Consider the following 22,181-nt stretch of genomic DNA (forward strand, 5'->3'; position numbering starts at 1 on the left):
CCAATGCTTTATTTGATCGCCACTTTTGAAATCAAGCCCGGTTCCATGCCCGCCATTATGGAAGCCGTGATGCCCTGCATTGAGGCCACGCGGAACGAAGCGGGATGCATTTCTTACGACTTGGTTCAAAGCGTCACGGACGAAAACACCTTAATGTTTGTCGAGCGTTGGAAAAGCCGCGCCGATCTCGAAGCGCATTTCAAAGAGCCGCACTTGATCGCATGGCGCGATGCGGGTGCTCAGTATTTTGTCTCGCGCAAAATTGAAATCATCGAAAACGCGACTGTCGAAGTGCTTTGAGCCTGCCCCGCGCCATAGCTGTTTCGGCCAAGGCGGATGGTGCTGTGGACACCGTGACGCTGGACGAAACCGGTCGCCACCGCCGCCGCCTGCGCATGACCAGCGATGGCGGCGAAGACTTCATGCTCGATCTAGAAGAGACGCGACTTCTGCGCGATGGTGAAGGTTTGGTGCTGGAAGACGGGCGGGTAATTGCCGTGAAAGCGAAGCCGGAAAACCTGTATGCCGTGTTCGGCCGAGATGCCCGCCATCTGCTGTCGCTCGCATGGCAATTGGGCAACCGCCATCTGGCTGCAGAAATTCATCACGACCACATTCTCATTCGCCGCGATCCTGTCATCGGTGAAATGCTGGAGAACCTTGGCGCACAGGTGCGCCCGGTTGAGGCTGCGTTCAATCCTGAGGGCGGAGCATACGATGGCGTTGGCCATGGTGGCCATGCCCACGACCACGGCCACCAGCATGGATAGCGGCTTCCTGCGCATCCTCTCATGGCTTTCGCCAGTGTTTCCCACCGGCAGCTTTGCATATTCGGCGGGGCTGGAAAATGCCGTGAGCGAAGGGTGGGTTGCGGATGGCGATGGCCTCGGCGATTGGCTGGAGGGCTGGCTCACCCAAGGCAGAGTGCGAAACGAATTGATCTTTCTGCTGGCCGCGCTGGACAGTTTTGACGACCTTGAGCGCATCTCGGAAATCAACGAACTCGCTCTCGCCTCCTGCGCCTCGCAAGAGCAGCATCTGGAGACTACGGCCCAAGGCCGTGCTTTTGTCGACGGGATGGCGGCTTGGGGTGAAACGGTCTCATTTCCCGAAAGGCCCGCACTGCCGGTCGCGGTCGGCGCAGCGGCTGGGGCTTCCGCGATTGACCGCGGAACGGTTGCCACCGCCTATGCCCACGCGTTCATCACCAACCAAACCCAGATCGCTATCCGCTTGTCCGTGATCGGCCAGACCGGGGCTGCTGCCCTTCTGGCACGGCTGGAAAGCGCAATCGCCGATAGTGTGGAACATGCCTGTTGCGCCACGCTGGACGACATCGGCAGCTTCGCACCGCTCGCCGATATCGCCACCATGCGACACGAGGCTCGGCACGCGAGGATGTTCAGGACATGAGCGCTTTTCACAACGGACCTTTGCGCGTTGGTATTGGTGGGCCGGTCGGTTCTGGCAAGACCACGCTGACGGAAAAGCTTTGCCGTGCTCTGCGCGACAGCCATTCTGTTGGGGTGGTCACGAACGACATTTACACACGCGAAGACGCTGATGCCTTGGTGCGAATGCAGGCGCTGTCGTCAGACAGGATTGTGGGCGTTGAAACGGGCGGTTGCCCTCACACGGCCATCCGCGAGGATGCGTCAATCAACCTGCAGGCGATCGCCGAGTTGCGGTCGCGCCATGACGATCTGGATGTGATTTTCATTGAGTCCGGTGGTGACAATCTGGCGGCCACCTTCTCACCTGATCTGGCCGACCTGACGCTCTATGTTATCTCGGTCTGCCAAGGGGAAGACATTCCTCGCAAGGGTGGCGCGGCGATTGCGCGCTCGGATATGCTGATCGTCAACAAGCAAGATTTAGCGCCCTATGTGGGCGTTGACCTTGATCGGATGAAGCGCGATGCCGACACCGCGCGCGGTGGACGCGCGGTTCAGTTTACCGATCTGAAGACCGGAATTGGTGTCGAGGAGATTGTTGACTGGTTGAGGTCAAACGGCGGGCTTTGAAAATCCTCAAGCGCGTATTGCCTGCTCGAAAAACTGCGCTGCGGCCTCCGCAAAGGCGGCGTTGTCCGCTTCATCGATCAGAGAAGCTCTAGCCTTTTCAGTCACTTCAGCCCCCATATAGTCTGCCAGATGATCCACCAGATCGGCCATGAAATCAGCTGATATTTCGGGGTGATGTTGTGTGGTGAAAATAGAGTTTTCGACAAAGAACCCCGCTATTGGGCACCCCTCACTGGCGCACCAGACGGTGGCGTTATCGGGCAAATCCAACACTTGCTCGGCATGGGAGCCATAGAGCCGCCGAACCTTTGGTGCGCCCTTCATCCATGGCGGAACTTGGAACATCTGCAGTTCCAATAGGCCGTGCCCCCAACCTTCGCCATTTCGCCCCACCCTACCGCCAAGCGCAGCAGCGATGGCCTGATGACCAAAGCACGTGCCCAGCAAAGGCACGCGATCCGCGTGGGCGGCGCGGATAAATTCCAGCAAGGGCGCGATCCACGGGCGGTCGTCGGAAAGAAACGCCGGGCTGCCGCCGATGATGAAGCCGTCGAAGTCTTCCAGCTTAGGCAGGGCATCGCCGCGCGGCAGATCGAAACTGGTGCAGGACCAATCGGGACGCGCCAAGGCGACGAAGCGGGAGAATTTGACCGCATCGTCGGGCCGCGCTCCTGCGAAATCTGAATGATCGGTATTCGTAATCAGTATGGCGAGGCGCATGGCTTAAAGAAACCAGATGTAGAAGTCGCGCAGCGCATCAGCTTCGAGGTTCTTGGTTTTGCGGAACTCTTTCTCTTTCATGTAGATGTGGTTTGCCACGAAATCGGTGCCCACCGCTTCAGCCAAGATCTGATCGGCGGCCAGATGTTCGATGGCCTTTTTCAGATTGAGCGCGGTGCCAACTCTTGCATCGTTTCGCTCGAAGCCATCGCCGGTTTCCATCGGCGGCAGGTCGTGCTTGTTCTCAAATCCCAACCGCGCTGCCTGAAGCACAGCGGCCACCGCGACATAGGGATTGGCGGAGGCGTCGGCCATGCGGTGTTCCAGCCGCGCCTTCGCGCCGCCTTCGCCGGAGACGCGTGTTGTCACGTTGCGATGGTCGCCGCCCCAATTTTGCCAATAGCCAGACAGGCTACCCGGCTGGAGCCGCATGTAAGATGGAGCGGTTGGAGCGATCAACCCGGCGAGGCCTTGATGGTGGTGAACCAAGCCAGCCACGCAACCACGGGCTAGATCGTTCATATTGTCAGGCCCGCCCGTTTCGCCAGACGCAATGGCGTTGTTGCCCTTCTTATCAACGAATGAAAAATTGATGTGCATGCCGGAGCCGCCAGCCTCAGGGATCGGCTTGGGCATGAAGGTCAGCACCACGCCGAATTCCAGCGCGATCTCCCTCGCCATCTGCTTGAACAGCACAATATCGTCGACGGCCTTTAGCGCGTCGTCGAATTGCAGCGTGTATTCAAATTGCGGTGTGTCGAATTCAGCCGTGATCATTTCCAGCCGGAAACCCATATCCTCCGCCGCCTGCCAGATGCGGTCGTTGAAGCGCAGCGGATCGGCGAAAGGCCCTGTGCCATAGACCACACCACCGGGCGCGTCATAGGGGATCAATCGACCATCATCGTCCGCCTGCATCGCATAAGCTTCAAGCTCAATACCGACCTTTGGTGACAAACCGTGCGTCGCCCAATCGTCCACCGCCTTGCGCAGAATGCCGCGCGGGCACAGGGAAAGGGGTGCGCCGTTCTGATCGAACAAATCACCAAGCACGACTTTCGTGTTCGGCTCCCAGCCATCGCGAATATCAGCCTTGCGCCAGCGCAACTCCATGTCCGGAAGGCCTTCGTAGGTTTTCGAGCCGGGGGAGTTGAGCAGGTCACGGTCATAATGGGTGCCAAAGACGGATTGGCAGAAGCGCGAACCGCCATCACCGATCTTGCTGGCAGGCAGGTATTTGCCGCGCATGATGGCCAAGTGATCGCAGAACATTGCTCGCAGACGGTCGTTCATGGTGGTGTCCTTGCGTCAGATGCGTTTGATGGTGATGGGAAGATTTTTCAGTCCGCCCACAAAATTGGACCGCAGGAATCGCGGCTCGCCCGCAAGCGCGACGTGGGAAATGCGTTTCGCCAATTCCTCAAAAAGAACCCGCACTTCCAGCCGCGCCAGCCACATGCCGAGGCAGACATGGGGACCGCCCTGCCCGAAGGCCAAGTGTCGGTTCGGGTTCCGCGCAAGGTTGACGCGCATGGGATCGTCGAACGCCTCATCATCGCGGTTGCCCGACACGAACCAGTAAATAACCTTATCGCCTTCACGGATTTTCTGGCCGTGGACTTCCACATCCCTCATCGTCGTGCGGCGGAAATACATGGCGGGCGAAGCCCAGCGGATGATTTCATTGGCGACGGTGTCCCACACTGCGCCAGACTGCATGACACCCAGCAATTCCGGCTGGACACACATGGCGTGAATGCCAGCCGCTATGGAATAGCGGGTCGTGTCGTTGCCCGCCGCTACCAGCAGGCAGAAGAAGTTGCGGAATTCTTCTTCGGATATTGTGTTGCCCTCTTCATCCGGCTCCATGATCAAATCCAACACACCGCCCGTCTCCCCAGCTTCGCGACGCGCTTTCATCAGGTCTTTGGCGTAGACGTAGAGCTCAGCGCCTGCGGGGGAATTGAAGGGCATCATTCGAAATTCATCGGTGTCGAGCTTATCCAGCACGTGATCGGTGAAATCCGGGTCGGTGTTGGAAATCAGCGCATCGCCTTTTTCAACCAGCCAAGGCAGGTCTTTGTCCGGTGTGCCGAGAATGCGGCCCAACATGCGCATGGGCAATTCTCGGGCGATGGTTTTGGTCGCGTCAAACGTATCGCGCTCCAGTGTTTCATCCAGCATTTCCACGCAAATCGCTCGTATGTCATCCTCGAATTTGGAAATCACGGGCGCGGAGAAAGCCTTCCCAACCTTCATGCGCACCTTGCGATGCTCCATACCATCGGTTTCCTGAAAGGTCCGGCGGGCGAGATATTCCTCATCGGTCTGGTCTTCCATGCGAATGCCGCGGGCGGAGGAGAACGTTTCAGTATCGGCGTTCATGGCAGAAATGTCGGCGTGGCGGGTGATTGACCAAAAGCCTTCGCCAGCGTCCCACGGTGTCCAGCAGACTGGCGCTTCGCGGCGCATGCGCGCAAATGTGTTGTGCGGCGCGCCGTTCACGAATGTGTCGTGGCTCGTCAGGTCAGCGTTTCCGTCGTCAACGGGATGCCAGATGGTCACGGACGCGTCTCCTTCTTGTTTGCTTGCGGCGGCCATTGGCCAGCCGCGTGCTGCGGGCGTTCAAGCGCCTGCCGAATTTGCGCGAAGTCTTGCGGCCTAGCACTTCGCGATCAACTGGCTTCCATTCGCGCCACAGCCGCCAAAAATGCGTAACGAGAATGATAACGATGATCGAGAAAATGATGAAGGCAATGGGGCGGTCTATGAAATCCCACGGTTCGCGCACGCGATTCATGGAAGTGCGCAGTTTCACTTCCATAATGCCGCCCAGCACCATGCCGAGAATGATCGGCACAATGGGCAGATTCAGCCGTTTGAGGATAAAGCCGAACAGGCCAAAGACGGCGGCAATCAAGCAATCGGTCGCCGAGTTGCGTAGGGAATAGACGCCAACAAATGACAGGGTGAGGATCGCCACGCCGAGAAACCGGTTGGGTATCTTGGTGAGTTTGACCAGCCAGTTTGTCGAGAAAAGCAGGAAGACGATCACAAGCACGTTGAGAATGAGAAGTGCGAGATAGAGCGCGATCACGAAGTCCATCTGGCCTTGGAACAGTCTTGGGCCGGGAACAACGTTGTGGACATAAAACACCGAAAGCATCATCGCCGTCAGCGCCTCGCCGGGTATGCCGAGCGCCAGAAGAGGTATCATCGCAGCGGCTGGCACGGCGTTGTTGGAGGCTTCCGAGGCGATCAAGCCTTCGCTGGAGCCGTGGCCAAAGGCTTGCTTGTTCTTCGACAGTTTTTGCGCCGATGTGTAGCTCATGAATTGGGCTGTGAATTCTCCCACGCCCGGCACCATGCCCATCACCACGCCGAATGAGCTGGAGATTGCGGCAACGCGGGGGTGGCGAGCAAGTTCACGGAACCCTTGGAACAGCGAGCCGCGGGTCTCGGTGACGCGCACCCGCTCATCGTCTTCCACCAGCAACATGAAGGCCTGGCTGAGCGCGAAGAGCCCCAGCACAACAACAATCAGATCAACCCCGCTTGCAAGCCAAGACTGATCGAATGTGAAGCGCTTAGAATATTTGACTGGCTCCAGCCCGATCGTGTTCAGAAAGATGCCGAAGCCGGCGAGCATAGCGGCCGCCAACATCTGCCCACGGTGGGCGACCACAACCAAAATGATGCCCAGTAAGGCGGCCAAGAATATCTCACGACTTCCGAACATCGGCGCGATGCTGGCAAGCACCGGTGCGAGGAAAATGAGCGCAACAACGGAGAACACCCCGCCAAAGAAACTTGCAGAATACGCCAGCGACAAAGCCCGTTTCCCCTCGCCCCGCAGGGTCATGGGGAAGCCCTCATAGGTAGTAAGCGCGTTGACTGCCGTGCCGGGTGTGTTGATTAAGATGGCCGGGATCGAGCCGCCGTACATGGACGAGCCGTAAATACCGAGCAGCACCGTGAGGCCAACGATTGGGTCCAGCGCAAAAGTTGCGGGCAATAAGATGGCAATGGCAACCGCAGGCCCGACGCCGGGGATCGCTCCGATAATCACACCGCCGATGGAGCCGATGAGAAGCGCGGCAACCACATCCCAGCGCGACAGGATGGCTATGGCATCGCCGAAATATTCCATCACAGATAAAGGATGAAGAAAGAGCGCAGCGTGTCCGGCAGTGCCTCATAAATCATGCCGCCAGGAATGCGCACCGATAGCAGGCTCTTGAAGACGATCACCGTCGCAAGACCGAACAGGACGGAAGCTGCCAGCAATTTGCGATCACGGTAACCAATGCGATAGCAGAGCAGCGGCGGAAAGATCAGCGAAGCCAGCAGGTAGCCGATGACCGGGACGGTCCAGACATAGGCCATAAACCATGCAACGTATTCTAGCGGCTGCGCCCAGATCTTGGCTTCTTGCCAGTCGAGTGAAATCAGCCGCCGCCGCTTCAAACGCCATAAATGCAGCGCGGAGAAAGCGGCCATGATCACCAGCGCGACAACCGGCCAAAAGCGAGGTTGAGCAAACAGCTTGGAATCCTCAATCCACCGGGTCTGCCATCCGGCGAGAGACAGCAGAAAAAGTGACAGTGCAAGGAAGGCGGCGAAAAACAGAAACTGCCCCGCTGTCCTCGTTTTCGATAAAAGGAAATTTTCTTCCTGCATCACGCGCCCCAAGGCCACCGCCTGCACAAACTGAGCAGGCGGTAGCGGATTGGCTTATTTCAGCAACTCGCCCATTTTGCCGAAGGTGACCTCGTCTGCGCTGATGCGGGCAGCGGAGTCGGCAGCATTTTGCCAATAGACCAGTGCGCCCGTTTCCTTTGCAACCTTCTGCGCGCGCTCGGACATCACGGTCTTCATCGCAACAGCTTCAATCTTTGCGCGAACGTCAGCCGGCGTGTCCTTGTGGACGAACAGGCCGTTCCACAACGCGATGTTGAGATCGGGGTTCAGTTCACCAATCGCAGGCGTATCGGGAATGAGGGGAATGCGCTGATCGGTGATGGCCACAAGAACCTTCACCTTGTCGAGGCACGGCAAAATGAGTTGAAGCGTTGTGTTGATCACGTCCGCATCACCGGAAGCGAGCGTGTTGCAATCCAGCGCATCGAAGGCAGCATCTGAGGCGAATGAAAATCCCGATGCGGCTGCAAAAGCCTTGGTCACGCGGGTTGGCACCAGCGGGTCGCCGAAATGGCCAAGCGCCACGTCGTTGCCTTTCGCGTATTCGGCCAATTCAGCCATTGAGGAATACGGTGCCTCTGCACTTGTTGCGATGACGAAGGGATAAGTGAGAAAAATGCCGACAGGTTCAAACTTTGCCGGGGTCAATTCCGCGATGTCGATCTTGTGGCCAACAACCGGCACACCAATAACGAAAGAACCAATGGTGTAACCGTCAGCAGGCGCGTTGGCGACTTCAATAGCACCGGGGAACGGGCCGCCGCCACCGCCGGGCTTGTTCACGACGGCTGCTGGCTGGCCGTATTCCTTCTGGAAGTCTTCCGCGATCATGCGGGTCAACACGTCTTCTAGGTCACCGGGAGGCCACGGGACGATAAAGTTGACCGGCTTCTCTGGATATTCGGCAAAAGCTGGTGTGGCGAGCAGCGCGGCACCCATGGCTGCGGCTGCGATCATTTTCTTGAACATGCTTATCTCCCAATTTCCCCGATTGTTTCGGGTGTTCGGGCAGCAGCCTGATATGCAAAAGCGCCTGCGTCAATATAAGCAGGAAGCGTGCAGGAAACCGCTCAGGCTAAACCCGCTCCAATGCGATGGCGATGCCCTGCCCTACACCAATACACATGGTTGCCAGCGCGTGTTTGCTTCCGCGCTCATGCAGTTCCAATGCGGCCGTCCCGGTTATTCGTGCGCCAGACATGCCAAGTGGATGGCCGAGCGCAATCGCGCCGCCATTGGGGTTCACATGATTGGCTGTCTCATCAATGCCAAGTTCGCGCAGCACGGCTATGCCTTGGGCGGCGAAGGCTTCGTTGAGTTCCACCACGTCAAAATCTGCCGGTTTCATACCAAGCCTCGCGCATAGCTTTTGTGTGGCCGGTGCAGGGCCAATGCCCATGATGCGCGGGGCCACACCTGCTGTTGCGCCGCCCATGATTCGGGCGATGGGCTGCAGTCCGTGCCTTTTTATCGCGTCTTCGCTGGCGATGATGAGCGCTGCCGCGCCATCATTCACTCCGGACGCATTACCAGCGGTGACCGTGCCTCCTTCACGGAAAGGAGCGCGCAGCGAGGCCAGCTTTTCCAGCGTTGTCGCGCGAGGGTGTTCGTCCGCATCCACCACAACGGGGTCGCCTCGTCTCTGCGGAATTGTGACCGAGGTGATCTCCTTTGCAACACGTCCGCTCGCCTGCGCGCTGGCGGCTTTTTCCTGACTGCTTAAAGCGAAAGCGTCTTGAGCCTCGCGGGAGACGTTAAATTCCTCCGCCACGTTTTCACCCGTCTCCGGCATTGAATCGATGCCGTATTGTTTTTTCATCATGGGATTTACGAAACGCCAGCCGATTGTTGTGTCGAAAATTTCCGCGTTGCGCGAGAAGGCCGTGTCTGCCTTGGGCATAACGAACGGCGCGCGTGACATGCTCTCAACGCCACCAGCAATGCCAACCTCAATTTCGCCCGCCATGATAGCGCGGGCAATCGTAACGATCGCGTCCATGCCCGAGCCGCAAAGGCGGTTGATCGTGGCGGCGGGTATGGATTGGGGCAAGCCAGCAAGCAGCAAGCTCATGCGGCCGACATTCCGATTGTCTTCACCGGCTTGGTTCGCGCAGCCGTAGATCAATTCATCAATCGCTTCCCAATCGACACTCGTATGAGTGTCCATCAAAGCCTTGAGCGGAACTGCGCCCAAATCGTCGGTGCGGACGGACGACAAAGCCCCTCCGAAGCGGCCAATGGGAGTGCGGGTATAGGCGCATATATAAGCGGCTTTCATATTCGGTCCTAAGTTCGAAACATCGGAAATACGACGTTGATCTAAGCAAACAGACGTACGCTAGAGATTGCTTAGAGCAACTTCTTGCCGTGCGAAAGGAATAGGTCTTTCCGGGGTGGGTGGACTTGGCTGGGAATATGTTTTCTAAGCCCTTGAGGCGGGTGCGACATTATTGCAATTTGCCGATATTAGGCTGTCGTTCCGGCAGCGGGTCGGACTGGAGACCGGCAGAGAGAACAAGGGGAAACCATGCTCGATATTCTTCCACCATTTATGGGCGTGATCGGTTTGATCATCGCCTTCGTCCTTTACAGGATGGTCATGCAATATGACGAAGGCACAGAGGCGATCAAGAAGATCGGCGACCAAATTCATGAAGGCGCTATGGTCTTCATGAAACGCGAATACTCGATTCTGCTGATTTTTTTGGCCATTCAAATCGTTGCAACATTCATCTTCCTGGATGGAAATGTCGCTCTCGCCGTTGTCGTGGGTGCCGCATCGTCGTCCATCGCTGGCTGGATCGGTATGTTTTCAGCGACCAAGGCCAACGTGCGGACCGCAACAGCTGCTCAGGCTGGCGGCGCTTCCAGCGCCCTCACCGTGGCGTTTTTTGGCGGTTCTATCATGGGCCTTTGTGTCGCCTCGCTTGGTCTGATCGGCCTTGGCGGTCTTTACTGGTTCCTAGGCACGGGCATTACGGGCGAAGCCCAATCGCTTGAGGGTTTCGGCATGGGCGCATCCACGGTTGCTTTGTTCAGCCGCATCGGCGGCGGTATCTTTACCAAAGCCGCTGACGTTGGTGCCGATCTTGTCGGCAAGATCGAAGCAGGCATCCCCGAAGACGATCCTCGCAACCCCGGCGTGATCGCGGATAACGTGGGCGACAATGTTGGTGACGTTGCTGGCATGGGTTCGGACATTTTCGAATCCTATTGCGGCGCAATGATCGCCTCTATTGCGATTGCCTCGACGCTTGCTATCACGACTATGGGTGACAAGACGAGCCTGATGGCTCTGCCACTGGCTCTTTCTGGCCTTGGTCTGGTTGCGTCGATCATCATGATTTTCGTGGTGAAGGCACGCTCGGCTGCCGAGCCTGCGTCTGCACTAAGAACCGGCACTTTGGGTGCCCCCGTCCTGTTTTTGGCGGCGGCGTATGTACTTGTTTCGATGATGGGGATTTCGGTCAACGTGTGGTGGGCTGTCGTTGCCGGCGCTGCTGGCGGTGTCGCCATCGGCCTGATCACCGAATATTACACAGCTGGTTCGCCAGTGACCCGCATTGCCAAGTCCGGTGAAACCGGGCCCGCAACGGTGATGATTACCGGCCTTGCTGTTGGTATGGAATCGGTTGTTCTGCCACTCCTTTCGATTGCTGCAATCGTGTGGGTGTCCACATCGCTTGCTGGTCTGTATGGCGTGGGCATCGCCGCCGTTGGCATGTTGGCAACTGTTGGCATCACAATGGCCATCGACGCCTACGGCCCTGTCGCTGACAATGCCGGCGGCATTGCAGAGATGGGCGGCATGGGTGAGGATGTTCGCGAAATCACCGATAGCCTTGATGAGCTCGGCAACACGACCGCGGCCATCGGTAAGGGCTTTGCCATCGGTGCGGCGGCGCTTGCAGCGCTTGCGATCATCGCTGCCTTTGTGCAGACGATCAAAAAAACCAATCCGGACTTCTCTCTGGAGCTTTCCGAACCTTTGGTCATCGTTGGCCTCTTTATCGGCGGAACGATTCCGTTTTTGGTTGCTGCTTTGACCATGACCGCAGTGGGCGACGCAGCCTTTGCCATGATCAATGAAATCCGCCGTCAGTTCAGGGAAATTCCCGGTCTGATGGAGGGCACTGCTGATCCTGATTCGGCCAAGTGTGTGGACATTGCGACCACCGCCGCGCTGAAGAAGATGATGCTGCCGGGAGTGATCGCGGTGTGCGCGCCACCCGCCGTTGGCCTCCTGATCGGTGCTCAGGCGCTGGGCGGTATGCTCGGCGGTGCTTTGCTTGGTTGCGTGCTTATGGCACTGATGATGGCGAATGCTGGCGGTGCTTGGGACAATGCCAAGAAATATGTCGAAAAAGGCAATCTTGGCGGTAAAGGCACCGATACGCACGCTGCCGTCGTTGTTGGCGATACGGTGGGAGATCCGTTCAAGGATACTTCAGGCCCAGCCATGAACATCCTCATCAACGTGATGGCGATTGTCAGCCTGGTGATCGCACCGCTTCTCTAAGCAGCGCTATCACTTCAAGAGTTCAAAAGGCCCGCCCTCAAAGCGGGCCTTTTTCTTATGCCGCTTGAACCAATCCCCAAAAGCGTGTTTGCAAAAAGTGCAAACAAACGGGGGCCACACGTGGCGAACACAACGCACCATACAATTGTGGAATTGAACGGGGTTTCCAAAACCTTCGCCAATGGCACGACCGCGCTATCCGGGTTTGATATATCCGTTCAGCGAGGCGACTTTCTTTGTCTGCTCGGTGCTTCCGGTTGCGGGAAATCGACCGTACTGCGGCTCCTTGCCGATCTCGATGTGCCAAGCAGCGGCAACGTGATGTGGAGCGATACGCAGGCCCGAGAAAGCCTATCTATGGTTCTGCAAGAAGCGACGCTGCTACCATGGGCAACGGTTGATGATAATGTCTGGATGCCGCTGCGCATCAAGGGAATATCGAAAACCGATGCTGCCTCGCGCATAGCAACCGCGCTGGAACTGGTTGGCCTCAGTGATTCTGCTGCGCTCTATCCGCGAGAGCTTTCAGGCGGCATGAAGATGCGGGTGTCGCTGGCTCGCGCATTGGTTAGCGAGCCCTCCGTTCTTCTGCTGGACGAACCATTTGCTGCATTGGATGAAATTACCCGCTTTCGATTGAACGACGAACTGCTGACCCTGCGGGGAAAACTGGATTGCACAGTGATCTTCGTGACCCATTCAGTGTTTGAGAGCGCCTATCTGGCGAACCGCGTGGCAGTTATGGATGACATGGGGAAAATTTCCGAAGAAATCGCCATAGACGCGCCCTACCCCCGTACGTCCGAATTCCGCTCGTCGAGTTACTATACCAAGCTCTGCGCAAAAATATCCGCAGCACTGGAACGGGCAGCTTAAGCCGCAACGCTGGCGCGGATCGCCTCGATATTTGCTCTATAATGCTCTGGCGTTCCGCCTTTGAAGACTGCCGAACCAGCCACAAGAACGTCTGCACCGGCTGCTACAACGAGCGGTGCGGTTTCCGGCGTGACGCCGCCATCAATCTCGATGTGGATGGGACGGTCGCCGATCATCTTTTTCACGCGGGCAACCTTATCAACGACAGGCTTAATGAACGCCTGACCGCCGAAGCCAGGATTGACTGTCATCAGCAAGATCAGGTCGAGCCGGTCCAACACATATTCGATCACGCTTTCCGGCGTCGATGGATTGAGCGAAACGCCTGCCTTCTTTCCAAGTGAGCGGATGGCCTGAAGCGAGCGGTCCAGATGCTTTGTCGCTTCGGCATGAACTGTTATTATATCAGCGCCCGCCTCGGCAAACGCTTCCAGATAAGGGTCGCAGGGTTCGATCATCAGGTGACAATCAAAGACGTGCTTCACCCGCGGGCGCACGGCTTTGATGATAGGCGGACCAAAAGTGATGTTGGGAACAAAGTGGCCGTCCATCACATCAAGATGCACCCAGTCGGCACCGGCTGCCATCACATCTTCAATTTCGTCACCGAGGCGCGAGAAGTCTGCGGAAAGAATGGACGGGGCGATGATGAGGTCGGACATTATGCTCTCGCGCTGGTGGTGCTGCGTGTGGCAACTTTCAACGCCTTTCGCCAACCAGCGTCAAGAAGTCTGGGCGCGGCTTCAACCGATAGATTGGCCCTGCGGCAGAAGCGACCTTGGCAAGTTGGACGCGATGGGCGAATAGTTGGCATAACTTCCATCAATTCACCTGCGTGAAATCCATGTCGCTCAACCACGGTCGAACCCAACTTGCCATTCCCGGCCCTTCGGTCATTCCCGAGCGTGTGCTGCTTGCAATGCACCGGCCATCACCCAACATTTATGAGGGCGAGTTGATCGAGGTGACCCACAGTCTCGTGCCGGATTTGAAAACAGTTGCGCAGACCAAAGGTGACGTCGCCATCTACATCGCAAACGGCCACGGAGCTTGGGAAGCCGCCTTGCGCAACACGATTGCGCCGGGGGAAAAGGTCGTGGTCATCGCAACAGGCCGTTTCGGCGCGGGTTGGGGCGATTTAGCGAAGGACATGGGCATCGAAACCATCGTGCTCGACTTCGGAATGCACAGCGACGCCGACCCACAAAAGCTGGAAGAGGTTCTACGAGCCGATACGAAGGGCGAAATCAAGGCTGTGCTGACGGTGCAGACGGATACGGCCTCTTCCGTGCGCAACGATGTCGTAGCACTGCGTAAAGCAATCGATGCCGCAGGACACGATGCGCTCTATATGGTCGATTGCATTGCCTGCCTGGGTTGCGATGCTTTTCATATGGACGAATGGAGCGTCGATGTCATGGTTGCTGCGTGTCAGAAGGGACTGATGACGCCCGCTGGCCTCGGCTTTGTCTATTTCAACGACAAGGCGGCGCAGGCTCGTAACGGCAAGCAGCCGGGCTTTTACTTTGACTGGGTGCCGCGGGCGGACCCGGAGATGTATTATCAATTCTTCGGCGGCACGGCGCCCACGCACCACATTTACGGGTTGCGCGAAGCGCTCGATATGATGGTTCATGAAGAGGGTTTGGAAGCCTGCTGGAAGCGGCACGAAACCATCGCACGTGCTTATTGCTCGGCCGTTGAAGCGTGGGGAGAAGGCGATGGAATGCACCACAACATCGCGGACAAAACCAAAAGATCAAACGCTGTCTCCACCATCACAACGGGGCCGGGTGAAGCGGCGAAAATGCGTAAATGGGTGGAAGAAAACGCAGGCGTTACGCTCGGGATCGGCCTTGGCTTTGGCGCGCCAGGCTCAGTAGAATTCGTGCGCCGCTTCCGCATCGGCCATATGGGCCATCAAAACATCGCGATGACGATGGGCGTTATCGGTTCCATTGATTGCGCGCTCAAAGCGCTTAACATCAAGCACGGTGATGGCGCTTTGGATGCGGCAAGCAAAGTGCTGGCCGCACACTAAAGCTAGGCAGCAGCCCTTGCGTCTTCAGTGATTTCGCGCATTGCCGTCAGGAACTGGGCAACCTCGACTTCCGTGTTGTAATGGCACATGGAAACGCGAATGCAGGCCGGCAAGCCCAGCGGCGTCAGAATGTTGCCGGAATAGTGGTCATTTTTTCGAATGTGCGTGCGGATGCCCTGATCGGCAAGGCGGGCAACGACTTCACCAGCGTCCATGCCCTCAACCGTCATCGCCACCAGGCCTTCGCGTCGAGGATTGTCGATGCCACCAAGGATGGTGACGCCGTCCATGTCTGCCAGACCTGGTAGATTGTCCTTACCGTGCAGCATGGCATGGGTGAGCGCCTGTTCATGGGCGTGTATGGCCTTGCCCGCCGCTTCAATGCGGGTGCGTTTGTCAGAACTGTCGGTGAAATGAGTGCCAACCCATTCGAAATAATCGACCACATCGGAGAAAGTGGCGTAAGAGCCAGTATCGCGGGTGCCGAGTTCCCAATTGCCCTCGGGGCCGTCGATCAAGCTGTCATGGGGAAGCGCCTGCAAACGGTCTGAAATCCATGCGACGCCGTAACCGTGGCGAGAAAAGACCTTGTAGGGAGAGATCGCGTAACCGTCGATGTTGTAAGCGTCCAAATCTAGACCACCATGGGCGGCGTGCTGGATTCCATCGACAATAATAAAACAATCGGGCGAGACGGAACGGATAGCCTTCGATATCGCACCAACATCCACTCCCATGCCTGTGACGGGTGATGTGTGAATGATCGTGGCAACACGTGTCTCCGGCGTAACGACAGCGGCATAAGCGGCCGCATCCACTGAACCGGTTTCATCATCGTGGACGACAGGCAAGTACGGCTTGCCTGCTACTTTTGCCCAGCGTTGCGCGGCGCTGCGCGATGCCGGATGTTCCAGCGTTGTGCCGATCACGTTGCCGCCCTCAGGCGCTTCGATTATGGCGTTGGAAATCATGCGAAACAGCAGTTCTGTGCCGCTCTCGCCTACAAAAACATATCCGCTGGATGCGTTCAGGAATGTCTTTGCATCAGCGCGAGCCTTGGCAATGACGTCCATAAGCGCTTTTGACATTACGTTGTCTCGGCCTTGATTGTCCGGAATTCCAGCATAATGCTTGGATGTTTCGACCACCGATTTGAGAGTGAGGGCCCCGCCGGCGTTTTCGAAAAACACACGCTTGCCCGCTTCCGGGCAGGTATCGACATAGGCAAAACGACCGCGGATTTCGTCCATCAAACCGGGAGTGGTGGTTAGCATATTGGTCCCCAAAATATGATCTCATTGTCACAGCTGCGCCAGATTAAACAGTTGGACAAACAGCACAAGATGTCCCAGCGCATCGCGGCAGGACACCAATTGACGCATCAATTGGGAAGCGAGATCACCTGATCAGGCAAAGTGGGAATCCTTGAGCCGCCGGAAGGCGTTTTTTGGAAACTCCGCGTTTTCAGGATAGGCGAGGTTCACAGGGCAACGCTCTTGCGGACACACTTCTAGGTCGCACAAACGGCAAACCACGTGTTGATCGTCACCACATTCAGCAACAGCGGGCATGAGCTTGGCTACCAATCCGTTTAACAGTTCCATTTCCGAGGCAGAAAGCTGGGCAATCACCTTCTGGATAACCTTGGCACGTGCGTCCAAGATTCGGGTGAATTGATTTTCCCCCTCGTCGGTGAGGTTTATGATAACCCGTCGCTTATCGCTGCTGGCACCGCGTTCACGCCTTGCAAAGCCGGAACGCTCTAACCTGTCAATCAAACGAACCACGGATGAGTGCTCCAAGCCCAACATACGACGAAGATCTTCGATCGATGAATTACGCTCCGTGCCAATTTGCACAATCGCATAGCAGGCAGATTCACTCTGACCCGTTGCTTTGCAGATCGCGGCGTTAACCTTGTCGGTCATGGCCAGTGTGAATGCGCTCAGAACATTTCCGACAAACAGTTGGTCGGGAATTTTATTTGATGAAATTTTTTTCATCACTTGCCTTCGATGAACAGATGAAACCAAAAGATATGTGCAATCAACATTATGTCCGGAATACACACAACACAACTCGGGCACCATCACGTTTCAATACAATGCTGTGAATTGGAAACATTTATCACTCACAAGCTAACGCCGTCCCGCGCCAGTCCCCCAGCATTGTATGCCTTGCCATCGCGAAACCATGCTAACCATTCGTCCGTAATCCGCCTGGCGTACAGTTCAGGCAATTCATGCTTGTGAGGCTCTTTCACCTGTTCTGCAAAGGCCGGGTCTTTGTGAGCGGCGACCCAATACTGCCCATCGTCCGTGACATGAACAGGACATTTTCTGGTATCGGTAATCGCCTCGTAATTCTTGATGATCGATGTGGCTAGGCGGTGCCAAGACGAAACGCAGGTGTCGAACAGCTTGGAAATTTTTTCAATATCACTTTCTTCATGCACAGGATGGCCGAGTGATTGACGGGCCTTATCGTCCACAAAACGGGAAAATGCGTAGACATCTGACGACATGTTCACTGCCGTGAACGGTGTCGCCATAAGCGGATCATACAGCGGATCGTGAAGGTTGTTCGATTGGGGGCAAAACGCGATGCATTCGAAGTCATCAAACACGGTGAGTTGGTTGGTCACGGGGCAGAGCAATTCAACCTCGTTGGTGAGCGGCGCTCCGTGGGCGAGTGCGCAGGCTGGCAAGCGGGAGATCCCAACCATTTGTTCGGCCAAAAACTTGAAAGCTGAAGCCGTATCGCTGTTGCCGTCAGCAAAACGATAATCGTTGAAAATGTAGAGGCAAGCCGTGACCTCCCGCGCCGCGAGCGCGCGTTTGAACTCATCAAAGATAGCAGGAACAGTTTCCTGCGTGGCAACGCGGATCATGTAGCGCCCGCGGGTAAACTCGCGCCGGCCCGCATTGCACGGCAGTTTGGTTTTCATCCATTCACAAAATTGGTCATGCACCTCTTCTTGAGAGAGTTGCTTTGGCGCTGAGGAAATTTCGATGTAAGACACGGCATAAAGGCTCCAAATGTATGCAAGATGCATATGTATAGAGCGTTGTTTAATTTTTGTCTTTGTGACCAGTCCGACTATCCGGCTGCGCTGAAAGGCGGTGTTGTTTGAGTTCTCCTAGTGCGCCAAGCAAAAACGGGAAAAGACTTGGAGCCATGATGGTTGGCTCTTTGATTTTTCAGACCATCCAAATGGGCGTGATCCCTATTTTGCTGGCGCAGTTGCTGGCACAGCAGGGTGTTTCGTCGTTCGTTGTTGGCGTCATTTTGGCGGTATCCTGGATCACCATTTTTGCTTTTGGTCCATTCGTGCCACGCCTAATCCGAGTCTTGGGCGATGGCACAGCGTTTATCCTAGCAGCGGCTCTTACGACCGGCGCTTTGCTGATTTTGCTGATGGAGAGCAATCTTGGTGTGTTGATTGCAGCTTCCGTGCTGGCAGGCGGCGGCTTAATTATCCGTTGGATCGCCGCCGACACCTTGGTCGTGACGATGAGCCGGCCTGAAAGCCGAGGCCGCATGATTGGCTTGCACGAGGCGCTGATGGGCCTTGGCATCGCGCTAGGACCATTAGTGTTTGTGATCATGGATCTTGGACAAGCCAAACTCTTCGGGCTGGGGCTGTGCGGCATTGGCCTCACGCTGCTTGTACTTTCGGTTGCCAACCATGAGATGCGCGTCGAGCAGACGAGCGCAAACAACGACAAAGGCAACCACTACAAACTGATCATTATCGGCCTCATGGCTGCATTCGTCTCCGGCTTCATTGAAAATTCATCCATCGCCCTCCTCCCCCTGCACTACGCACCCTATGGATATGCATTGACCACAAGCGCAGTTTTTGTCTCCGGCTTTGGGCTTGGCGGAACGCTGTTGCAGCCTCCATTGGGGTATCTGGCAGACCGAAAGGGAGTGAAGTTTGCGCAAGGTGTCTGCGTAACCGCCACGATTGCAGCATGTGCAACAGCAGCATTCGTCACTGCGCCTGCTTGGCTGGTAGTAGGGATCGTTTTTCTTATGGGTGGCGCCGTGGGCGGCTTGAATACACTGGCGGTCGTCGAAGCAGGCACGGTTTTGAACGCGGACAGAATTCCCGTCGCCATGACAGCGATAGCAATGGTCTACACACTGGGCAGCATTGCTGGACCGGCTGTCGCAGGTGCTCTTTTGGACACGGGTTATCGCCCCGCCATGCTGATCGGTTTCCTCGTTGCAACGAGCCTGCTTGGCTTGTGGTTGCTGGCTCACAAGCCAGCCAAGCCTGTCACCGCCTAACGGAAGGCGCGTGCAGTCTCCGGCAGCCAAAGCGCAATTTCGGGGATCAGGAATACGGCGACGATCAGCACCAGTTGCGCAAGCACAAAAGGGATAACACCGACATAAATCGAATACAGTTTCACATGCGGAGCCATGCCTTTGATAACGAATACGTTCATGCCGATGGGCGGCGTTATGAGGCCAAGTTCGACCACCATGACCACAATGATGCCGAACCATACGGGGTCAAACCCCAACGCTGTCACGATGGGGAAGAAAATCGGCACAGTGAGCAAGATCATCGCCAGCGCATCAAGGAAACAGCCCATCACCAGATAAATCAGCAATATGATCGCCATGATGGCCATGGGCGACATATCGAGGCCGGACACAAAGCCGGACAACGCACCGGCGATACCGGAGAAGACGATAAGGTTGTTGAGCGTTAACGCGCCGATCAGAATGGTGAAAATCATCGCTGTGGTTTGCACGGTTTCCATTAAGGCGGCCGATGCGTTGGCGAAGGTAAGCCTTCCCCGCAGAGCAGAAAGGCCGAACGCTCCCACCGCACCGATCCCTGCCGCTTCGGTTGGGGTGAAGACGCCGAAGTAGATGCCACCGATCACGAGCAAAAAGAGCAGCAAAATCGCCCAAGTGCGACCCAATGCGGCGAACTTCTCGCGGGTCGAGGTTTTCTCACCGGCAGCGCCCATTTCGGGCCAGATGCGGGTGACGATGGAAATGACCAACATGAAACCGATGATGGTGAGAATGCCCGGCAGGAACCCGGCAATGAAGAGATCACCAATCGAAGTTTCTGTCAGCACGCCATACAACACCAGCACAACCGAAGGCGGAATGAGAATGCCGATAATGCCGCCGGCTGCTATTGAGCCGGTGGAAAGGCTTTCGGCGTATTTGTAGCGCTGCATTTCCGGCAGCGCGACTTGGCTCATGGTGGCGGCAGTGGCCACCGATGAGCCGCAAATCGCAGCAAATGCTCCGCAAGCACCTATGGTTGCAAGCGCAAGACCGCCGCGAAATGCGCCGAACCAAGCGTTGAACGCGGCGTAGAGTTCTTTGCTCAGCCCGCAGCGCGAAGCGACAGAGCCCATGAGCACGAAAAGCGGAATAATCGAAAGGCTGTAGGTAACGGTGTTCTCGTAAACCGTGGTGCCGAACAGCGAAAGCGCCGGCCCCCAGCCAATGATGGCAGCCATACCAACAAGCCCCACCAAGCCCATGGCAAAGCCGATGGGAACGGTTAGGATTAAAAGGACGAAAAGGCCGAGAAAAGCGACTGTGCCTATTGTGAACGGATCCATCGCCTATGCCTCCTCGTCTGGCGTAAAATGCGCTTGAGGAGCTTGGTCGGTGGCGAAGAAAATTTGATAGACAGCGATAACGACCGTGAAGCCAGCGGTGGCGGACATGATCATCACGATCGGATAAATCGGAAAAGCCAGAATATCCGTTACCAAACCGTCAGACATAAAATTGCCCGCGCGATCCCAAAGTCGCCACGCCATGAGCGCGATAAAGACACTGCCAGCGATTGCAGCAATTCGGGCGAGGAACCGGCGGATCGCCGGAGGGGAAGCAGCGGAGACCAGATCAACCGCGATGTGGCCCCGGTTTAACGTGGTGATTGCGAGGCCAAAAAACACAAGCAGGCCCATGTTCAGGCCGATCAACTCGACTGCGAATGTGAGCGGCGCATCGAAGAAATAACGGCCTACCACGTCAAAGAACGTGATCAGCATGAGAACGACCAAAACCACGCAAGCAGCAGCAGCCAACCAATTGGAAATGGTTTTCGTGATCCGTTCCATAGATGCCCCCTTTTGCGATCATCCGATGTGAACGCGAAAGCGGGGCAGCTTTTTGATCAAGCTGCCCCGCTAAGAATAATGCGCTAGACCCTACTTTGAGTATTTCTCAACCGTAGCAATCAGGTCTGCCAACAGCGCCTTACCGTCGAGACCCGCATCATCGGCGCGTTTGATCCAGTCTTCATTCATGAACGCGACCTTTTCTTTCCAGCGCGCCACTTCTTCAGGCGAAAGCTCATGGACCATACCGCCATCAGCGGTTGCAACTTCAAGACCGGCTTCGTCTGCACGGTCCCAGCCAGCACCGAGAATTTTAGCCCCAGCGATGCCGCCTTGCTCGGTCAGCACTTTCTTGTGCTCATCAGAAAGCGCATCCCATTTGGCGCGATTCATCATCACGGCGAACACCGTGGTGTAGAGGCCACCGGGAATTTTCAGGTGATGGTCGGTCAATTCACCGATCTTAAAACCACGAACGCCTTCGAACGGGAACATGGCCCCATCGGCAACGCCTTTCTGGATGGCTTCGTAGGCTTGCGGAGCAGGCATGGCGACGGGAGTTGCACCCAACGCTTCCGACATACGCACACCACCGCCGCCAACGCGCAGTTTCACGCCTTCGAGGTCTTCCAGCTTAGTGATGCTCTTCTTGGAGTGAATGGCACCAGCGCCGTGGACCATCAATGTGACCACCTTCACGTCTTTGAATTCTTTGTCGAAGCCGATGTTGCGGTCATACCAGTCGTAAGCGGCCTGCGAACCGATCTCGCCGTTTGGCGAAAGGAACGGTAATTCCAAGCCGCGCAAAATTTCGAAAGGGCCAGGTGTGTAAGCCGCGACGTGATACGCCATGTCTGCCGCACCGTCGCGCACCACGTCATATTGTGCTGGTGGCTTGGCGATGGGAGCAGGGTCAATCTTGATCGTAAGTGTGCCGCCCGACGCTTCTTCGATGGTCTTAATCCACGTCGGCAACGTGTCGGCCACAAGATGATGACGTGGCGGAAGCCATGTGGACATGCGCAATGTAACGTTCTGTGCGAATGCGGCTGTTGCACCAATTGTGCAGGAAAGCGCAACGCCAAGAGCACCGGCTTTGAGAATGGAACGTCGATTCATGAATTTTCCTCCGTTAAACACTTTGTGTTTGCTGGCGTCTTCTGGAGCAGCCTTAGCAACCACGTTCTCCC

The 22,181-nt window shown here is 56.4% G+C and carries 22 protein-coding genes; 8 read left to right on the forward strand and 14 right to left on the reverse strand.

The features are described 5' to 3' along the window. Nucleotides 1–3: 3 nt before the first annotated feature. From ACFQ14_RS06510 to ureG, 4 genes are read left to right on the forward strand one after another with little or no spacing between them, the layout of a single operon-like run. Complete coding sequence (locus ACFQ14_RS06510) at nucleotides 4–300, forward strand: putative quinol monooxygenase (protein ID WP_377211891.1); 297 nt, start codon at nucleotides 4–6, stop codon at nucleotides 298–300. Continuing rightward, entirely contained in the window at nucleotides 297–770 is a 474-nt protein-coding gene (locus ACFQ14_RS06515) for an urease accessory protein UreE (protein ID WP_377211892.1), read from the forward strand. Before ACFQ14_RS06510 ends, ACFQ14_RS06515 begins: the two co-directional genes overlap by 4 nt. Further along, nucleotides 718–1,413 (forward strand): urease accessory protein UreF, encoded by a 696-nt coding sequence (locus tag ACFQ14_RS06520; RefSeq protein ID WP_377211893.1) that lies wholly within the window; start codon nucleotides 718–720, stop codon nucleotides 1,411–1,413. The genes ACFQ14_RS06515 and ACFQ14_RS06520 overlap by 53 nt, the downstream gene beginning before the upstream one ends. Continuing rightward, the gene (gene ureG, locus ACFQ14_RS06525; RefSeq protein WP_377211894.1) at nucleotides 1,410–2,024 is read left to right on the forward strand and encodes an urease accessory protein UreG; all 615 of its coding nucleotides are present in this window, start codon (nucleotides 1,410–1,412) and stop codon (nucleotides 2,022–2,024) included. The genes ACFQ14_RS06520 and ureG overlap by 4 nt, the downstream gene beginning before the upstream one ends. A 6-nt stretch (nucleotides 2,025–2,030) precedes the next feature. On the opposite strand, the gene ACFQ14_RS06530 is transcribed toward ureG, so the two are convergent. The 7 genes from ACFQ14_RS06530 to pcaF form a co-directional block, all read right to left on the reverse strand. Further along, the gene (locus ACFQ14_RS06530; RefSeq protein WP_377211895.1) at nucleotides 2,031–2,744 is read right to left on the reverse strand and encodes a type 1 glutamine amidotransferase; all 714 of its coding nucleotides are present in this window, start codon (nucleotides 2,742–2,744) and stop codon (nucleotides 2,031–2,033) included. Nucleotides 2,745–2,747: 3 nt separating this feature from the next. After that, nucleotides 2,748–4,037: a hypothetical protein gene (locus ACFQ14_RS06535; RefSeq protein ID WP_377211896.1), complete on the reverse strand. Its 1,290-nt coding sequence runs from the start codon at nucleotides 4,035–4,037 to the stop codon at nucleotides 2,748–2,750. Between the two features lie 15 nt (nucleotides 4,038–4,052). Further along, entirely contained in the window at nucleotides 4,053–5,309 is a 1,257-nt protein-coding gene (locus ACFQ14_RS06540) for a cytochrome P450 (protein WP_377211897.1), read from the reverse strand. After that, nucleotides 5,287–6,894, reverse strand: coding sequence for a tripartite tricarboxylate transporter permease (locus tag ACFQ14_RS06545; RefSeq protein WP_377212086.1), 1,608 nt, complete (start codon nucleotides 6,892–6,894; stop codon nucleotides 5,287–5,289). Before ACFQ14_RS06545 ends, ACFQ14_RS06540 begins: the two co-directional genes overlap by 23 nt. Next, nucleotides 6,894–7,424, reverse strand: a complete 531-nt coding sequence (locus ACFQ14_RS06550; protein WP_377211898.1) for a tripartite tricarboxylate transporter TctB family protein — start codon at nucleotides 7,422–7,424, stop codon at nucleotides 6,894–6,896. The genes ACFQ14_RS06545 and ACFQ14_RS06550 overlap by 1 nt, the downstream gene beginning before the upstream one ends. Nucleotides 7,425–7,478: 54 nt before the next feature. Then, nucleotides 7,479–8,414 carry a tripartite tricarboxylate transporter substrate binding protein gene (locus ACFQ14_RS06555; protein WP_377211899.1) on the reverse strand — a complete coding sequence of 312 codons (936 nt, stop codon included), beginning with the start codon at nucleotides 8,412–8,414 and terminating at the stop codon, nucleotides 7,479–7,481. Nucleotides 8,415–8,520: 106 nt separating this feature from the next. Then, nucleotides 8,521–9,723 carry a 3-oxoadipyl-CoA thiolase gene (gene pcaF, locus ACFQ14_RS06560; protein ID WP_377211900.1) on the reverse strand — a complete coding sequence of 401 codons (1,203 nt, stop codon included), beginning with the start codon at nucleotides 9,721–9,723 and terminating at the stop codon, nucleotides 8,521–8,523. 249 nt (nucleotides 9,724–9,972) lie between these two features. Here pcaF and ACFQ14_RS06565 point away from each other — a divergent pair, with 249 nt between their 5' ends. After that, a complete protein-coding gene (locus ACFQ14_RS06565; protein ID WP_377211901.1) occupies nucleotides 9,973–11,964 on the forward strand; it encodes a sodium-translocating pyrophosphatase in 1,992 nt (663 codons plus the stop codon). 120 nt (nucleotides 11,965–12,084) lie between these two features. Then, nucleotides 12,085–12,840 carry an ABC transporter ATP-binding protein gene (locus ACFQ14_RS06570; protein WP_377211902.1) on the forward strand — a complete coding sequence of 252 codons (756 nt, stop codon included), beginning with the start codon at nucleotides 12,085–12,087 and terminating at the stop codon, nucleotides 12,838–12,840. Here the strand turns inward: ACFQ14_RS06570 and rpe are convergent. Beyond that, on the reverse strand, nucleotides 12,837–13,502 hold the full coding sequence (rpe, locus tag ACFQ14_RS06575; protein ID WP_377211903.1) for a ribulose-phosphate 3-epimerase: 666 nt from the start codon (nucleotides 13,500–13,502) through the stop codon (nucleotides 12,837–12,839). The genes ACFQ14_RS06570 and rpe overlap by 4 nt on opposite strands. A gap of 182 nt (nucleotides 13,503–13,684) precedes the next feature. Here rpe and ACFQ14_RS06580 point away from each other — a divergent pair, with 182 nt between their 5' ends. Next, a complete protein-coding gene (locus tag ACFQ14_RS06580; protein ID WP_377211904.1) occupies nucleotides 13,685–14,881 on the forward strand; it encodes a pyridoxal-phosphate-dependent aminotransferase family protein in 1,197 nt (398 codons plus the stop codon). A 2-nt stretch (nucleotides 14,882–14,883) separates the two neighbouring features. Here ACFQ14_RS06580 and ACFQ14_RS06585 read toward each other — a convergent pair whose 3' ends face one another. The 3 genes from ACFQ14_RS06585 to ACFQ14_RS06595 all read right to left on the reverse strand — a co-directional run bounded on the left by ACFQ14_RS06585 (nucleotide 14,884) and on the right by ACFQ14_RS06595 (nucleotide 17,903). Further along, a complete protein-coding gene (locus tag ACFQ14_RS06585) occupies nucleotides 14,884–16,155 on the reverse strand; it encodes an aminotransferase class V-fold PLP-dependent enzyme (RefSeq protein ID WP_377211905.1) in 1,272 nt (423 codons plus the stop codon). A gap of 132 nt (nucleotides 16,156–16,287) precedes the next feature. Then, nucleotides 16,288–16,884 (reverse strand): MarR family winged helix-turn-helix transcriptional regulator, encoded by a 597-nt coding sequence (locus ACFQ14_RS06590; RefSeq protein ID WP_377211906.1) that lies wholly within the window; start codon nucleotides 16,882–16,884, stop codon nucleotides 16,288–16,290. A gap of 128 nt (nucleotides 16,885–17,012) precedes the next feature. Then, nucleotides 17,013–17,903, reverse strand: a complete 891-nt coding sequence (locus tag ACFQ14_RS06595; protein ID WP_377211907.1) for a hypothetical protein — start codon at nucleotides 17,901–17,903, stop codon at nucleotides 17,013–17,015. Between the two features lie 158 nt (nucleotides 17,904–18,061). Here ACFQ14_RS06595 and ACFQ14_RS06600 point away from each other — a divergent pair, with 158 nt between their 5' ends. After that, a complete protein-coding gene (locus ACFQ14_RS06600; protein ID WP_377211908.1) occupies nucleotides 18,062–19,177 on the forward strand; it encodes an MFS transporter in 1,116 nt (371 codons plus the stop codon). Here the strand turns inward: ACFQ14_RS06600 and ACFQ14_RS06605 are convergent. The 3 genes from ACFQ14_RS06605 to ACFQ14_RS06615 all read right to left on the reverse strand — a co-directional run bounded on the left by ACFQ14_RS06605 (nucleotide 19,174) and on the right by ACFQ14_RS06615 (nucleotide 22,110). Continuing rightward, nucleotides 19,174–20,484: a TRAP transporter large permease gene (locus ACFQ14_RS06605; protein WP_377211909.1), complete on the reverse strand. Its 1,311-nt coding sequence runs from the start codon at nucleotides 20,482–20,484 to the stop codon at nucleotides 19,174–19,176. The genes ACFQ14_RS06600 and ACFQ14_RS06605 overlap by 4 nt on opposite strands. A 3-nt stretch (nucleotides 20,485–20,487) precedes the next feature. Further along, nucleotides 20,488–20,991: a TRAP transporter small permease gene (locus tag ACFQ14_RS06610; protein WP_377211910.1), complete on the reverse strand. Its 504-nt coding sequence runs from the start codon at nucleotides 20,989–20,991 to the stop codon at nucleotides 20,488–20,490. A gap of 90 nt (nucleotides 20,992–21,081) precedes the next feature. Continuing rightward, entirely contained in the window at nucleotides 21,082–22,110 is a 1,029-nt protein-coding gene (locus ACFQ14_RS06615) for a TRAP transporter substrate-binding protein (RefSeq protein WP_377211911.1), read from the reverse strand. Nucleotides 22,111–22,181 lie beyond the last annotated feature (71 nt).

Origin of the sequence: Pseudahrensia aquimaris, assembly GCF_042676045.1 — a bacterium.
Taxonomy (GTDB): domain Bacteria; phylum Pseudomonadota; class Alphaproteobacteria; order Rhizobiales; family Rhizobiaceae; genus Pseudahrensia; species Pseudahrensia aquimaris.

What these genes read in the sequence shown, in the direction of transcription:
- ACFQ14_RS06510 (WP_377211891.1), top strand. Translation starts at nt 4, where the DNA reads ATGCTTTATTTGATCGCCACTTTTGAAATCAAGCCCGGTTCCATGCCC.
- ACFQ14_RS06520 (WP_377211893.1), top strand. Translation starts at nt 718, where the DNA reads ATGGCGTTGGCCATGGTGGCCATGCCCACGACCACGGCCACCAGCATG.
- ureG (WP_377211894.1), top strand. Translation starts at nt 1,410, where the DNA reads ATGAGCGCTTTTCACAACGGACCTTTGCGCGTTGGTATTGGTGGGCCG.
- ACFQ14_RS06530 (WP_377211895.1), bottom strand. Translation starts at nt 2,744, where the DNA reads ATGCGCCTCGCCATACTGATTACGAATACCGATCATTCAGATTTCGCA.
- ACFQ14_RS06535 (WP_377211896.1), bottom strand. Translation starts at nt 4,037, where the DNA reads ATGAACGACCGTCTGCGAGCAATGTTCTGCGATCACTTGGCCATCATG.
- ACFQ14_RS06545 (WP_377212086.1), bottom strand. Translation starts at nt 6,894, where the DNA reads ATGGAATATTTCGGCGATGCCATAGCCATCCTGTCGCGCTGGGATGTG.
- ACFQ14_RS06550 (WP_377211898.1), bottom strand. Translation starts at nt 7,424, where the DNA reads ATGCAGGAAGAAAATTTCCTTTTATCGAAAACGAGGACAGCGGGGCAG.
- ACFQ14_RS06555 (WP_377211899.1), bottom strand. Translation starts at nt 8,414, where the DNA reads ATGTTCAAGAAAATGATCGCAGCCGCAGCCATGGGTGCCGCGCTGCTC.
- pcaF (WP_377211900.1), bottom strand. Translation starts at nt 9,723, where the DNA reads ATGAAAGCCGCTTATATATGCGCCTATACCCGCACTCCCATTGGCCGC.
- ACFQ14_RS06565 (WP_377211901.1), top strand. Translation starts at nt 9,973, where the DNA reads ATGCTCGATATTCTTCCACCATTTATGGGCGTGATCGGTTTGATCATC.
- rpe (WP_377211903.1), bottom strand. Translation starts at nt 13,502, where the DNA reads ATGTCCGACCTCATCATCGCCCCGTCCATTCTTTCCGCAGACTTCTCG.
- ACFQ14_RS06580 (WP_377211904.1), top strand. Translation starts at nt 13,685, where the DNA reads ATGTCGCTCAACCACGGTCGAACCCAACTTGCCATTCCCGGCCCTTCG.
- ACFQ14_RS06585 (WP_377211905.1), bottom strand. Translation starts at nt 16,155, where the DNA reads ATGCTAACCACCACTCCCGGTTTGATGGACGAAATCCGCGGTCGTTTT.
- ACFQ14_RS06590 (WP_377211906.1), bottom strand. Translation starts at nt 16,884, where the DNA reads ATGAAAAAAATTTCATCAAATAAAATTCCCGACCAACTGTTTGTCGGA.
- ACFQ14_RS06600 (WP_377211908.1), top strand. Translation starts at nt 18,062, where the DNA reads ATGGTTGGCTCTTTGATTTTTCAGACCATCCAAATGGGCGTGATCCCT.
- ACFQ14_RS06605 (WP_377211909.1), bottom strand. Translation starts at nt 20,484, where the DNA reads ATGGATCCGTTCACAATAGGCACAGTCGCTTTTCTCGGCCTTTTCGTC.
- ACFQ14_RS06610 (WP_377211910.1), bottom strand. Translation starts at nt 20,991, where the DNA reads ATGGAACGGATCACGAAAACCATTTCCAATTGGTTGGCTGCTGCTGCT.
- ACFQ14_RS06615 (WP_377211911.1), bottom strand. Translation starts at nt 22,110, where the DNA reads ATGAATCGACGTTCCATTCTCAAAGCCGGTGCTCTTGGCGTTGCGCTT.